This window comes from Pseudomonas sp. DR48, from assembly GCF_019823085.1.
Taxonomy (GTDB): Bacteria; Pseudomonadota; Gammaproteobacteria; order Pseudomonadales; family Pseudomonadaceae; genus Aquipseudomonas.
Genome location: NZ_CP081946.1, coordinates 4,697,230 through 4,711,900, shown reverse-complemented (window position 1 = coordinate 4,711,900; position 14,671 = coordinate 4,697,230). Strand labels below are relative to the sequence as shown.

9 protein-coding genes are annotated in these 14,671 nt (G+C 58.3%); 7 read left to right on the top strand and 2 right to left on the bottom strand.

What is annotated here, in order from left to right; all coding sequences use genetic code 11:
- Positions 1-77: 77 nt before the first annotated feature.
- On the bottom strand, positions 78-1,151 hold the full coding sequence (locus K5K95_RS21355; RefSeq protein ID WP_222585974.1) for a diguanylate cyclase: 1,074 nt from the start codon (positions 1,149-1,151) through the stop codon (positions 78-80).
- Between the two features lie 180 nt (positions 1,152-1,331).
- Between K5K95_RS21355 and K5K95_RS21350 the strand changes: the two genes are divergently transcribed.
- The 3 genes from K5K95_RS21350 (at position 1,332) to K5K95_RS21340 (ending at position 5,277) form a co-directional block, all read left to right on the top strand.
- Positions 1,332-2,786, top strand: a complete 1,455-nt coding sequence (locus tag K5K95_RS21350) for a flavin-containing monooxygenase (protein WP_222585973.1) — start codon at positions 1,332-1,334, stop codon at positions 2,784-2,786.
- A gap of 22 nt (positions 2,787-2,808) precedes the next feature.
- Positions 2,809-3,756, top strand: coding sequence for an alpha/beta fold hydrolase (locus K5K95_RS21345; RefSeq protein ID WP_222585972.1), 948 nt, complete (start codon positions 2,809-2,811; stop codon positions 3,754-3,756).
- A gap of 144 nt (positions 3,757-3,900) precedes the next feature.
- On the top strand, positions 3,901-5,277 hold the full coding sequence (locus tag K5K95_RS21340; protein WP_222585971.1) for a VOC family protein: 1,377 nt from the start codon (positions 3,901-3,903) through the stop codon (positions 5,275-5,277).
- Positions 5,278-5,379: 102 nt separating this feature from the next.
- On the opposite strand, the gene K5K95_RS21335 is transcribed toward K5K95_RS21340, so the two are convergent.
- Positions 5,380-6,057, bottom strand: coding sequence for a type 1 glutamine amidotransferase domain-containing protein (locus K5K95_RS21335; protein ID WP_222585970.1), 678 nt, complete (start codon positions 6,055-6,057; stop codon positions 5,380-5,382).
- Between the two features lie 416 nt (positions 6,058-6,473).
- Between K5K95_RS21335 and K5K95_RS21330 the strand changes: the two genes are divergently transcribed.
- The 4 genes from K5K95_RS21330 to K5K95_RS21315 all read left to right on the top strand — a co-directional run bounded on the left by K5K95_RS21330 (position 6,474) and on the right by K5K95_RS21315 (position 14,671).
- A complete protein-coding gene (locus tag K5K95_RS21330) occupies positions 6,474-6,989 on the top strand; it encodes an Hcp family type VI secretion system effector (RefSeq protein WP_007948242.1) in 516 nt (171 codons plus the stop codon).
- A 134-nt stretch (positions 6,990-7,123) separates the two neighbouring features.
- The gene (tssI, locus tag K5K95_RS21325) at positions 7,124-9,166 is read left to right on the top strand and encodes a type VI secretion system tip protein TssI/VgrG (RefSeq protein WP_222585969.1); all 2,043 of its coding nucleotides are present in this window, start codon (positions 7,124-7,126) and stop codon (positions 9,164-9,166) included.
- The gene (locus K5K95_RS21320; RefSeq protein WP_222585968.1) at positions 9,156-9,899 is read left to right on the top strand and encodes a DUF4123 domain-containing protein; all 744 of its coding nucleotides are present in this window, start codon (positions 9,156-9,158) and stop codon (positions 9,897-9,899) included. Before tssI ends, K5K95_RS21320 begins: the two co-directional genes overlap by 11 nt.
- Positions 9,896-14,671: an RHS repeat-associated core domain-containing protein gene (locus K5K95_RS21315; RefSeq protein ID WP_222585967.1), complete on the top strand. Its 4,776-nt coding sequence runs from the start codon at positions 9,896-9,898 to the stop codon at positions 14,669-14,671. The genes K5K95_RS21320 and K5K95_RS21315 overlap by 4 nt, the downstream gene beginning before the upstream one ends.

The following is a 14,671-nucleotide window of genomic DNA, read 5'->3' as shown; positions in this document are numbered from 1 at the left end:
GTCAGCTTGCATTGATATTGAATGAACTGCCGCCATCGCGAGCAGGCTCGCTCCCACAGGGGGATCTACGGTGAATATCAGACCGGGTCGAGCAGTTCGTGCTCGGACTGGCCGCCAATGCGGCAGATCACGCGGTTGCGGCCGGTGGTCTTGGCTTCGTAGAGCGCTTGATCGGCGTCTTTGAGCCACAGGGTAGCGTCGGTGTGGGCCGGGCTGAATGCTGCAAGACCAATGCTCAGGCTGACGTTGAGCGCCGGGGTCTGCTCGTAACCTAACGTGACGAAGCGATCACGCAAGGCATCCATGGCGGCCGCGGCGCTGTCGAGGGGCAAGTCCGGCAGTAAAACGCAGAATTCATCACCGCCATAACGCCCCGCCACGTCAGTTGCCCGCAGATTCTGCTTGAGCATTTTGCTCAGCTGACGCAACACAATGTCCCCGGCGACGTGGCCGTAGGTGTCATTGATGGCTTTGAAATGATCGATGTCGATCAGCGCAATCGCGCCGCCGTGTTGCTGACGCTGGCAACGCTGGAATTCAACTTCCAGCTGATCCTTCCAGGCCCCGTGGTTCAGCAGGCCGGTGAGGCTGTCGGTGCGGCTCAGGGCCAGCAGTTCACGTTTGTGCCGGCCGAGGGTGGTGGCCTGCCGAAAGCAGATCCAGCCCAGCGCCAGTGGGTACACGATCAGCAGAGGCAAACAGGCATAAAGCTGCAACGGACTGGTTTGCGCGATGAAGGCCGGTGTGAACACCAGCATGCCGACACCGATGCCGAGAATCTGCGCGACCGTTCCCACCAGCAGGAAACGCAATCCGCCAATGGCCACGTTATTCATGGCCATCATCGAAAGAGTCGCCGCGCTCGGCAACGGATTGAAATGCATCGCCGCGACCCAGAATCCGCCCAGGCAGGCGTCGATCAGGATGTTGCGATGTTCGGCGTGAAAGGGAACCTTCGCCCGACGCGCCCATTGATAGGCGACATGCGGCCAAAGCACGCCATTGAATACCATCAGCCCCCACACCCACGGCGCCGGATCGAGTGGATACATCGCCGCGCCGACGCACAACAACCCAAGCACCAGGCCCAGGGTTCGCGATGTGTAGAGCCTCCTGGCCAAAGAAAGCCCCTTTCCTCCCGTTTTTCCCATAAGGGCCTCTGCGCCTGAACGGAACCTGATAACACCGGGGTAGCAGGTGTGCTGGGAGTCTATCAGGGCAACGTTAAATAGCCATCACCGGTGGGCAACCCGGTTTATGCAGGTCGACCGGCCAATGTTTGGCTATACATGAAGAGAGGGTTCGGTCAGCAACCATTACCAAGGAGGCCCATGCAGACCTTTCAGGTGTTGATCATCGGCAGCGGTTTTGGCGGTCAGTGCGCGGCGATCAATTTGCTCAAGGCAGGCATCGACGATTTTCGCCTGCTGGAACGACGGGACTTTTTCGGAGGCACCTGGTGCCAGAACACCTACCCCGGCGCCGCCGTCGACGTGCCCTCGCCGCTCTATTCATTGTCCTTCGCCCCTTACCGCTGGACGCAAATGTTCGCCGAACAGGCTGAACTGCACCACTACACCGAGTACGTGGTGGACCGCTTCGGCCTGCGGGACAGGGTCGAGTTGCAAGCCAATGTCGAATCCATCGAATGGGACGCCAACCAGCAGCGCTGGGCAGTCCACACGGGCACCAAAGGCACTTTTTACGCGCAGTTCCTGATCAATGCCACGGGGCCTTTGAGCCAACCGGTCATCCCGCATTTCGAAGGCCAGGAACGTTTTCAAGGCAAGACCTTTCACACCAACAATTGGGATCACGCCTTCGACTATCGGCACAAACGCGTCGCCATCGTCGGCAGCGGCGCCAGTGCCGCTCAGGTCATCCCGACGATTGCTCCCGACGTCGAGCACCTGCATGTGTTCCAGCGCACGCCGCACTGGGTGCTGCCACGCGCCGACCGCACCTTCGGTCCCTTCCAGCGTTGGTTACTGGGCTTCAAACCGGCGTATAAGCTGCTGCGCTGGAGGCTCTACTGGCAGTTCGAAACCCGGGTGATTGCCTTCAAATACTCAAAACCGGCGATTCGCATGGTCCAGCAACATGCCTTGCGTTTCCTCAAGCGCCAGGTGCCCGACCCCGAATTGCGCCGCAAGTTGACCCCGGACTTCACCATCGGCTGCAAGCGCGTGATCATCTCAAGCACCCTGTACCCGGCGCTGGGACGCAGCAACGTGACGCTGCACAGCCGCGAGCAAGGCATCGCGTCCATCGACGAAACCGGCATCGTCACCCAGGACGGCCAGCACATCGATCTGGACCTGATCGTCTGGTCCACCGGGTACGACGCCACCGACGGGGTGATTTCCTACCCGGTCACCGGCAAGCACGGCACCCGGCTCAAAGACGTCTGGGCGCAGTATCCACGGGCGTACCTGGGCACCAGCCTGCCGGACTTTCCCAACCTGTTTATCGTCACCGGCCCCAACACCGGCATCGGCCACACCTCGGCACTGTTCATCATCGAATCGCAGATGAACTACATCCTCGACTGCATCCGCACGCTCAAAGAACGCGGTTTGCGCAGCATCGAAGTTCGCCCCGAGGCAGAACGTACCTACACTGAGATGATCCACCGGGAAATGGAACGCACCGTCTGGAAGTCCGGCGGCTGCCACAGTTGGTATCAAAGCAGGAGCGGTCACGTCGTTGCCATGTTTCCGGGGTTCAGTTTCAGCTATCACCGGTTGACGCGGGCACTGAAACCCGCCGACCACATTTTGTCCTGATCACTGCCAAGGAAAACGCCTGATGCTTGTTTTAGTTGTCGCGATCGCCGTTTTCGTAGCCTGGAGCTGGTTGAGCTACCCGGCCATCGGTTACTGGCTGTATGACTTGGACACCGCCCTGGAGGCCAAGCTGTATCGGCTGCACAAGATCGTTGTGCCGATCGCCGAAATGACCGTGTCGACCTGGCAAGGCGGGCCCTACGAAGCGTCCAGCAGCGTGCTGATGCTGCATGGCTTCAGCGCCGACAAGAACATCTGGCTACGTTTCGCCCGGCATTTTGTCGGCAACTATCGCGTGATCATCCCCGACATCGCCGGTCATGGCGAAACCGGCTTCAAGGCCGGGGGCGGCTACGACATCCCCCTGCAGGGCAAACGAATGATCCAGCTGCTGGATGTCTGCGGGGTCGATAAGGTCCATGTGATCGGCAACTCGATGGGCGGCTACATGGCGGCGTGGCTGGCGGCGACGTATCCGGAGCGGATTGCCTCGGTCGCGCTGATCGATCCGGCCGGCGTGACCGCCCCCGAAGCCAGCGACCTGGAGCGACACCTGGCCAAGGGACATAACCCGTTTCTGATTCATTCGCGGGAGGAATTCCGGCGTTTCTACGCCATGACCATGGCCGAACCACCGTGGGTGCCGGGCGTGGTGCTGGACGCGATTGCGCAGCGCTATGAACAGAGTCGCGAGGAGCTGGAGGAAATCTTCAACGATTTCCGTGCCAGCCCGCCGATGGAGCCCAAACTGCCCGACATCAAGTGCCCGGCCCTGTTGCTATGGGGCCACAAGGACCGCTTGATCGATGTCAGCAGCGTGGCCGTGTGGAGTAAAGGCATCGCTGATTTGCGAGTGGTCATCTGGGACCACAGCGGTCATATGCCAATGGTCGAACAGCCTTCCAATGCAGCGCGGCTGTACCGGGAGTTCCTCGGATCGCTGCGCTCGGAAAGCCGTTCTCACCTGTAACCACTGGCTCGGTAGCGGCTACACCGGACAGGTGGATGCAGTCCTTGGCAGAATGAAGTCCGTAAGATTCTTCGTTTGTCGGCGCCGCAGAAGGCTGCGATCTTTTCCCACATCCTTCACGTCACCGCGCCAGGAATTTTTTTCATGAGCCACCCAAGCTTCGTCAGCCCTGACCTGATCCGCCAACGCTTCTCCAAAGCGATGTCCGACATGTACCGCGAAGAAGTGCCGCTATACGGCGCGCTGATGGAATTGGTAGAGCAGACCAACCGCCACGTGCTGGACAGCGATCCGCAGATCGCCCGGCAATTGAACAGCACCGGCGAAATCGAGCGATTGGACCTTGAGCGACACGGCGCCATCCGCGTCGGCACCGCCGGTGAACTGGCCACCCTCGCCCGCCTGTTCGCGGTGATGGGCATGCAACCTGTCGGTTACTACGACCTGACCCCGGCCGGCGTACCGGTGCATTCCACCGCCTTCCGCGCCGTGCACGAAGCCGCGCTGCAAGTCAGCCCGTTCCGGGTGTTCACTTCGCTGCTGCGCCTGGAACTGATCGAAGACCCGGCGCTGCGGGCCTTCGCCCAGTCGGTGCTGGATAAACGGCAGATCTTCACCCCGACCGCGCTGGCACTGATCGAGCGCGCTGAAACCGAAGGTGGCCTTACCGAACAAGAGGCCCGGGATTTCGTCGAACAGGCGCTGGAAACCTTTCGCTGGCACCACAGCGCCACCGTCACCGCCGAGCAGTACCAGAAACTAAGCGCACAGCACCGCCTGATCGCCGACGTAGTGGCATTCAAAGGCCCGCACATCAATCACCTGACGCCGCGCACCCTGGACATCGACATCGTCCAGGCACAAATGCCCGCCCACGGCATCACGCCCAAAGCCGTGATCGAAGGCCCGCCCCGCCGTCAGTGCCCGATTCTGCTGCGCCAGACCAGCTTCAAGGCACTGGACGAACCGATTGCCTTCACCGATCAAGCCGAGACTCGCGGCAGCCACAGCGCACGTTTTGGTGAAATCGAACAACGGGGCGCGGCGCTCACCCCCAAAGGCCGGGCGCTGTACGACCGTCTACTCAACGCCGCCCGCGATGAATTGAACGACTTCCCCAACGAAGCCAATGCCGCCCGTTACAACGCGTTGATGACGCAGCATTTCGGCGAATTCCCTGACACCTACGACGGCATGCGCCAACAGGAACTGGCGTACTTCCGCTATTTCGTCACGGAAAAAGGCCTTGCAGCGGATGAGCTGAAATCCTTGACCCTGGACGATTTGCTCAGCGGCGGCTATTTGCGGGTGGAACCATTGGTGTATGAAGATTTTCTGCCGGTCAGTGCGGCGGGGATATTTCAGTCGAACCTGGGGGATGCCGCTCAGGTAAATTACGGCGTGCATTCGAACCGCCAGGCTTTTGAACAAGCCTTGGGACGGTCGACGATTGATGAATTGGGGTTGTATGCCGAGACGCAGCGGCGTTCGATTGAAGAGTGTTTTGCAGCGTTGAGCTAAACCTCAGTCGCACAAAAAAACGCAGCCTACGACACCTCCTACAGTTGAAAAGCGATCCCCTGTAGGAGCTGTCGAGTGAAACGAGGCTGCGATCTCTTGATCTTATTTCAATTTCGCCAACAACGCTTCGGCTGCGGCTTCAGACGACGCCGGATTCTGCCCGGTAATCAGCAAACCATCCGTGAGCACATAACTCGCCCAATCCGCGCCTTTGGAATACACACCGCCTTTCTCCTTGAGCATGTCCTCCACCAAAAACGGCACGACTTTAGTCAGTTGCACCGCCTCTTCCTCAGAGTTGGTAAACCCCGTCACACGCTTGCCTTTGACCAGCGGCTGGCCGTCGGCCCCCTTGACGTCACGCAACACACCGGGCGCATGACAAACGGCTGCAACCGGCTTGCCCGCCTTGATAAATGCCTCGATCAGCGCAATTGAATTCTTGTCGTTGGCCAGGTCCCACAACGGGCCATGACCGCCAGGGTAGAAAACCGCGTCGTAATCTTCAGCTCGCGCGCTGCTCAGCAGAGCGGTAGACGCCAATGCGGACTGAGCGGCGGAATCTTTGCGAAAACGATCGGTGGCCGCGGTTTGCGCGTCCGGCTCGTCGCTTTTCGGGTCCAGCGGCGGCTGGCCACCCTTGGGCGAGACCAGGGTCAACTGAGCGCCGGCATCCTTGAAAGCGAAGTACGGTGCGGCGAATTCTTCCAGCCAGAAGCCGGTTTTCTTACCCGTGTCACCCAATTGATCGTGGGACGTTAAAACCATCAGGATTTTCATGTCGTTCTCACTCCGTTTCAGGGTTGTTCGGACGCTCGGCGGCGCTGTGTTTATGGACCACTGTGCCAACCGATTCGTTGCACCGGATGTGCAGTGCCATCGAGTGATAGCGCAAAGCCTTGATGCGCAAGTTCTTGCGCACCCTTCCTTCAGAACGGTCCTACCTTGGCGCTAAACGCCCAGCCTGCCAAGCCTTTCAGCCAAGTGCGCAAGAAGTTGCGCAGTGGTGCGCAAGTTCTTGCGCACATTCCTTCGTGTTCTTGGCCCAACCTCGTTTCAACAGCCTAAAAACAAGATCAAGACCTTGATTTATATGGCTTTATCAATTTATGGCACGGACCTTGATAAGAGTCAGCCACCCACCGGGCGATACCGCCTCCCGGGCACCCTCACTTTATTCAGCAAGGAGCACATCCATGGCTACACCAGCGTACATGTCCGTCACTGGCGAAAAACAAGGTCTGATCACTGCCGGCGCATTCACCGCCGACTCGGTTGGCAACACCTACCAGGAAGGTCACGAAGACCAGGTCATGGTTCAGGCTTTCAGCCACGACGTGATCATCCCGCGTGACCCGCAGTCCGGCCAGCCAACCGGCCAGCGCGTACACAAGCCAGTCGTGATCACCAAAGTCTACGACAAGTCTTCGCCACTGCTGCAAGCCGCCCTGACTTCCGGCGAGCGCATGAGCGAGATCGTTATCCAGTGGTACCGCACTTCGGCTCAAGGTACCCAAGAGCACTACTACACCACCAAACTGGAAGACGCGATCATCGTCGCCATCAACAACAAAATGCACAACTGCCAGGATCCGTCGAACTCGCACTTCACACACCTGGAAGAAGTGCAATTCACCTACCGCAAAATCACCTGGACCCACGAAGTATCCGGTACTTCGGGTTCCGATGACTGGCGTCTGCCAGTCGCTTAATCGCGGCTGACCGCTTCACGCATCGGCCAGCTCTGCTGGTCGATGTTGTTTACGCCTTTCCAGAATTTTGCGTCTGCTGACCCCTTTTCCTGGGGCTTTTGGCGAACGCCGCTGCACTGCACGAGGAACAAGGGATGTTCGCGCCGGCCAATCAGACTCACTTTGCCCTGACTATTGAAGGTCTTTCCAGCGACTTTCAGGTCCTTTCCCTGCAAGGTCGGGAAGCCATCAGCCAGCCTTTTGTGTTTGAGGTGGAGCTGGTCAGTGAACAGCCGTCCCTGGACCTCGAAACCCTGCTGCACAAACCGGCCTTCCTGCAGCTCTCGCCTGACGGCAGCGGCATCCATGGCCAGATCTATCGCGCCGCCCAGGGTGATTCCGGCAAACGTCTGACCCGCTACGCGGTGACCCTGCGCCCGCAACTGTCCTACCTCGCGCATCGCATCAACCAACGCATCTTCCAGAACCTGACGGTGCCGAAAATCATCGGCATGGTCCTCGAAGAGCACGGCATCCAGAGCAATGCCTACGAATTCAAAGTCGGGGCGATTTATCCTGAGCGCATTTACTGCGTTCAGTACGATGAATCGGACCTGCAATTTGTCCAGCGCCTGTGCGAGGAAGAAGGTATCCACTACCACTTCCAGCACAGCGCCACGGCCCACAAGCTGGTGTTCGGCGATGACCAGACGGTGTTCCCGAAACTCGCCCCCGTGGCCTATCAGCAAGACTCCGGCATGGTCGCCACCGACCCGGTGATCAAGCGCTTCGACCTGCGCCTGGAAACCCGTACCAGTCGCACCACCCGCCGCGACTACGACTTCGAAAAACCGCGCCTGACGCTGGAAAGCGAAAACCGTGGCGACGCCCTGCCCGACCTCGAAGACTACGACTATCCCGGTCGCTTCATCGACCGCGAACGCGGCAAGCACCTGGCCAAACGCAGCCTGGAACGCCACCGCAGCGACTTCCAGCTCGCCGAAGGCAAAAGCGATCAGCCGTTGCTGGTCAGCGGCCACTTCCTGGCCCTGACCCAACACCCGAAAGCCAAATGGAACGACCTGTGGCTGCTCACCGAAGTCCTGCACGAAGGCAAACAGCCGCAAGTGCTGGAAGAATCGGTCACCAGCGACACCACCCGCCTCAAGGGCGATTTCCACCAGGGCTACCGCAACCGCTTTCAGGCGACCCCGTGGGACGTGCCGAACCGCCCGCCCCTGACGCAAAAAAAACCGCGCATCCTCGGCAGCCAAAGCGCCGTGGTCACCGGCCCCAAAGGTGAAGAGATCCACTGCGACCCATACGGCCGCGTCAAAGTGCAATTCCACTGGGACCGCGAAGGCCAGGCCGACGACAAGACCAGCTGCTGGCTGCGCGTCTCCTCCGCCTGGGCCGGCGCCCACTATGGCGGCATCGCCATCCCGCGGATCGGCATGGAAGTGCTCGTCACCTTCCTCGAAGGCGACCCCGACCAACCGCTGATCAGCGGCTGCCTGTACCACAAGGAAAACGTCGTTCCGTACCCGCTGCCGGCGAACAAGACCCGCAGCACCTTCAAAACCCTCAGTTCCAAGGGTGGCGGCGGCTTCAACGAACTGCGCATCGAAGACAAAAAGGGCCAGGAACAGATCTTCCTCCACGCCCAGCGCGACTGGGATGAAAACGTCGAGCACGACCAAAAAATCCGCGTCGGCAACGAACGCCACGACATCGTCGAGCAAAACAGCTACAGCGAATTCAAGGCCGAAGAACACCACACCGTCTACGCCGACCGCAAAGTCGAAGCCCGCGCCAACGACCACCTGACCGTAGGGGTCAACCAGCACATCAAGATCGGCACCGGCCAATTCATCGACGCCGGCCAAGAGATTCACTTGAGCAGCGGCATGAAAGTCGTGCTCGAAGCCGGCAGCGAACTGACCCTCAAGGGCGGCGGCAGCTTCATCAAGATCGACGCCAGCGGCGTGACCCTGAGCGGGCCGGTGATCAACATGAACTCCGGCGGTGGACCGGGAAGTGGGACGGGGGCGGCGCCGTTGCTGCCGGGGGTGTTGAAGCAGGCGGATGCGGACAGGGCTGGGGCGGTGTTGACGCCGGCTCAGGTTAATACGTTGAAGCGTAATGCGCCGTTTTGTGAAGAGTGTGAGAAATGTAAGGCAGGTGCTTGTGCGATCTGATCTGTTGACTCCGCAGGCGTGGCTTGCAGAACGGCCGTTGCAGGCCAATGAACATCTTTATTTGATCGTCAGCGCCGCCAGCGATGCCGAAGCGCTCAAGACGCTTTATCAAACTGAACCAACAACTCAGGCCACCCCGATCTGGGGTGGAACCCCCTACGCAGGCTGGCAACAGGTCATGCCCTACCTCGTCGAGTTGAAACACAACTCCGGTTTTCTGCAGTGGATTGCCGAGACGGACGCGCAGGACTGGGGTTGGCTGGCGGTTTCAACCAGCTCGCCCGACGTGGTGTTCGAACACCTTCGCAGCTTGACCCAAGTGCGCATGCCCGACCGCACGGAGGTGTTTTTTCGCTTCTGGGATGGGCGACATATTTATCCGATTCTGGAAGGATTGGGTGACGCGGCGGGTGAAGTGCTGTCGGTGTTTGATCGGTATCTGATTAACGGGAAACGGTTGGACGTTGGGCCGCGAGTGGTGCCGAAGGCGAAGGATTGGCCTTGGTGGGAGGTGCCGAAGGAGTTGCTTGATAGCCTGATGACGCAAAACCCGTCCACAGTGGTCGGCAACATGATGCAGTGGTTGAAGGAGGATCACGCCGAATTGTATTTCTCGTTCCCTGAATCCAACTTGCAGCAAAAAGTGGCGCGCTTTGTAAAACGCACCCCACTCACGGAAGAAAACTACACAGGGCTACTGAAAGCCCACTTGGAAAATGAGGTGACCGTATGAGCATTTTGATGGGTTCCATTGTCGGGAACCTCACGGCGAAACAACCCGACGCTCAGGTCATCATCAGTGATTTCAAGAAGTGTATCGCCGACTATCGCACGCATGCCGAAGCCTGGTACGGCGGTGCGCTCGATGCGGAACAACAGTTTCAGGTCGGTGACGAAGTCGGCACTCAAGACAAGGACAGCAAACAGCAAGTCGACCTTTACGCAAACTGCCCGGCTAACGGCAAACTGAAACTGGTTCATAGCTTCGAATCTGCGCGTTTTGTCCCTATCGGCAATACGCCGGTCCGATTGGCGCCCGTGGCAGATGGAAAACTGTTTGGCAAAAATGAAATCGGTCAGGCGATTACCACAACGATCGGTCCCAGCGGGATACTGGAAGTTGCGGGGCTCACACCAAACCAACAGTACAAAATCACCTTTTTCCCGAACCCGACTCCCGCACAAATCGACACCCTGTTCAATTCGTATCAGGGAGTGATCGGTGATCTGAGCGGCTGGCTACAAACCCAGTGGACCACGGATTTTCTGCCGCTCTGGCAGGCACATAACAGCGCGTCCATCCCCGGCCGCGTCTTGCAAGACCTGGAAGCGTCCTGGAAAGGCTTCCTGAAAGCGATCATGGGTCTGTGGGGGGATATTAAAAGTCTCTACAACTTGGTCGCGCATCCTCGAGAGAATTACGAAAAGCTGAAGAAATTCTTCACTGAGGAAGAAATCAAGCGCATCTACAACGCCTCGGCGGAGGCGATTCACACCGCCCTGCTGATTGCCAGTGACGAGCCTTTGATGTGGATCTACGTGGCCGCGATCATGGCCTGGGTCAAGATGCTCCCACCACAGACCTGCACGGAAGTGCTTTCCGAGCTGACCACTGAAGTTCTGTTGAACATTCTGGTCGGCGTTGTTTTGACGGGGGGGCTCGGCCTTGCAGTACGTGTAGGCACAAAGGCCCTCAAGGCAACCCAAAACAGTGGCAAGGTGTTGAAGCTGATCGAAGACTTCACCGGCATGCTGATGAAAGTCAGCAAGAAGAACGCCGAGGTCCACACCGACGCGGCCAAGCCGTTGCTGCTCAATGGCAATTCGGCGGTGAATCAGGCCCGCAAAGCCAGTGTCGAAATCGCCGCTCCCAAACCCGCCGTGACGGCAACAGCCCCCAAGAAAAAGCCGAAGATTACCGGTGGCAAAGTAGAAACAGACGCGCAGATCCATACACGCGGGAAAAAAGACAACACCACACGTATTGAGCAAAAAGAATCGGTGGACAACGCCCCCGCACAGTCGAAAAACCCCGCTGACGAACCCGCACAATGCACCAAAAAAACCTGTACCGACCGCGACCCAGTGTCGATGGTGACCGGCGAGGAATTGCTGACAATCACAGATGGTCAACTTGGCGGTCTGTTACCGCTGGAGTGGACGCGTCTATATCGCAGCAGCGCGGTTGAAATCGACAACCGCATTGGTTTTGGCTGGAGCCATCCACTGTCCCATCGTCTGCAACTGGACGATGAAGGCGTACTGTGGACCGACAACGAGAACCGTCAGACGCGCTTCCCGATTCCGACGGAACAACGCCCAGCCATCACCAACAGTCTGGCCGAAGCGGCGATTTATCTAGGCGATACGCCGGGCGAACTGATCCTGACTCAGTCTGGGCAGCAAACTCGTTTCTATCACTTCCGTGCCGGGCGTCTGATCACCATCAGCGATGCATACGACAACCAGTTGGTAATCAGCTACGACATGGTTGGCCGTATCCAGCGTATCGACAATGGTGCCGGACGTTCCCTGCTGCTGCGTTATGACGACCGTCGTATCGAAGCGGTCGATCATCAGCAGCAGCGCCCCGAGTACAACGAACGCGGAGAGCGGCAGGATCCATGGCTGACGGTACAGACCATGGTCACGTACCGTTACAACGGGCGCAACCAGCTCGTTGGTGCCACCAATGCTGCCGGTGAAAGTGAGCACTACCGCTACGACGACCAACACGTCATTCTCGAACGTCAACTGGCAGGTGGCGCCAGTTTCTTCTGGGAATGGGAGCGCACAGGCAAGTTCGCGCGCTGCGTCCGTCACTGGGCTAGCTTCTCGCAACTGGAAGCCCGTTACGTATGGGACGATAACGGCACGGTTACCATCCATAACGCCGATGGTAGCGAGCAAGTCTACGTGCATGACAAGAATGCACGATTGATCAGCGAGACAGCACCCGACGGTGCAGAAACGCAACGAGCTTATGACGATGACGGGCGCCTGATCGCTGAAAAAGATGCGCTCGGTGCCGTCACCGAGTACCAATACAACGACGCCGGGCGCCTGATTGCAGTTGTCCCTCCAGAAGATGAACCGACCCGTTACAACTACTTCGACGGCCAGCTCATCGATGTGCAACGCGGTAGAGCTCGATGGCAGTACGAACGCAACCGCCAAGGCGATATCACCCAACAAACCGATCCCCACGGCAACGAAACCCACTACAGCTACGACCGTCAGGGCCGACTGCTGGAAATCCGCCACCCCGATGGCAGCCGCCATCAATTAGGCTGGAACAACCTCGGTCAACTGTTGGAAGAGCGCTTGCCCGACGGTGGCCAACGCAAATACCGCTACGACGCATTGGGCCGACAGATCACCCGTCAGGAAGAAACCGGCGCGATCACCCACTTCCAATGGGATGCTGTCGACCGTATGACGCAAGTCACCCTGCCCGGCGGCGCTACTCGTGCTTTCACCTACAATCCGTACGGCCGTGTCACCGCCGAACGCGATGAACTCGGCCGCATCACCCGTTACGAGTATGCCGACGGCCTGCACCTGGTCAGCCGACGGATCAACCCGGACGGCAGCCAGTTGCGCTACCGCTACGACAATTCACGCTTGTTGTTGACCGAGATCGAAAACGAACGTGGCGAGCAGTATCACCTTGATTACTACGCCAACGGCCTGATCCAGCAGGAAACCGGATTCGACGGTCGTCGCACCGCTTATGAATACGACCTCAATGGCCGGTTACTGAAGAAAACCGAGTTCGGCGACGATAGCAGCGAACTGATTACTGCATACCAACGCGACGCTGCTGGCCGCTTGCTGGTAAAAACCCTGGCTGATGGGGAGAAAATTCACTATAGCTACGACGCCCTTGGTCGTCTGGTTAACGTGGACGATGGCAACTGGCCGCTCGCTTACGATTACGACTTGCAGGACCGCCTCGTCACCGAACATCAAGGCTGGGGCACCCTGCGCTACGAATACGACACGGTCGGTCAACTCAAACACTGCCGCCTGCCGGACGGCAGCAAACTCGATTACCACCATCAACGCGGCGGTCAACTAAGCAGCATCGACCTCAACGGTTCGCGCCTGACCACCCACCAGTTCAGCGCTGGTCAGGAACTACAGCGCCAACAAGGCCTGCTGCTGAGCCAATACCAATACGACGAACAAGGCCGATTACAGGCGCACACCGTCAGCCAAAAAGACCGCAACCTGTTCCGCCGTCGCTACGCCTACGACGCCAATGGCAACCTCGCAGGCATCGACGACAGCCGCAAAGGCAACCGCAGCTTCCACTACGATCCACTTGATCGCCTGATCAACGTTCGCGGCAGCACCCCGGAAAGCTTCGCCCACGATCCGGCCGGCAACTTGCTTGGCCAAGGCGATCAACCCGCCGCGAACCTGGCCAACGTCAAAGGCAACCGCCTGCTGATGCAGGGCGACCGCCATTACGACTACGACGCCTACGGCAACCTGACACGCGAACGTCGCGGCACCGGGCAAAAACTCGTCACCGAATACCGTTACGACTGCCAGCACCGCTTGATAGGCGCGACCCTCCCGGACGGCAGCGTCGCTAGCTACAAGTACGACGCCTTCGGCCGCCGCATTGAAAAAACCGTTGACGGCAGAACCACTGAATTCCTATGGCAAGATGAACGCTTACTCACAGAAAGCGCTGACAACCGCTATAGAACCTATATCTATGAATCGGACAGCTTCCGACCGCTGGCAATGTTGGATGGGGAAGGCCCCCTTAAAGCGACACCCTTCTACTATCAACTCGACCACCTCGGCACCCCGCAAGAACTCACCGACTACAGCGGCGAGATCATGTGGTCGGCGAAATACCGTGCTTATGGCAACCTCGCGGCACTCGACGTAGCTGAAATCGACAACCCGTTGCGTTTCCAGGGGCAGTATTTCGATGCCGAGACCGGCTTACACTACAACCGCCATCGCTACTACAATCCTAGAACTGGTCGGTTTCTGACGCAGGATCCGATCAAGCTTGCGGGCGGGTTGAACAACTACCAGTATGTGCCTAACCCGACAGGTTGGGTGGATCCGATAGGTTTAAGCTGCCTTGAAGATAAAAAAAATGGAATTAGTAAAAAGGCAGATGACACAAGTAATTCCAAGGTAGCAGACGATGACGTTGGACCACCTAAGGGTTATCAAAGTACTCTTACGAAAAAAGCAGCATTTAGACAGGCAAAAGAAATCGGAGGCATACCTCGTTCCCAGCAGCCATCAAGAACATTCAAGGAAAAGCTAACTGACCAAGAAGGCTATGTATTGGGTCGTGTTTTTGAATTTCAGCTAGGGAATGGCAAGACTGTAACAATACGGGATCACTCACTTGGCCATGTAAAAGGCAATGAGGGCCCTCACTTCAATACTGAGGTTACCGGAACAAAAGGAACAAAAGCGCCGCTTGCGGCTGGAGAAGATTCACATACCTACTTCAAAAAAGACTAA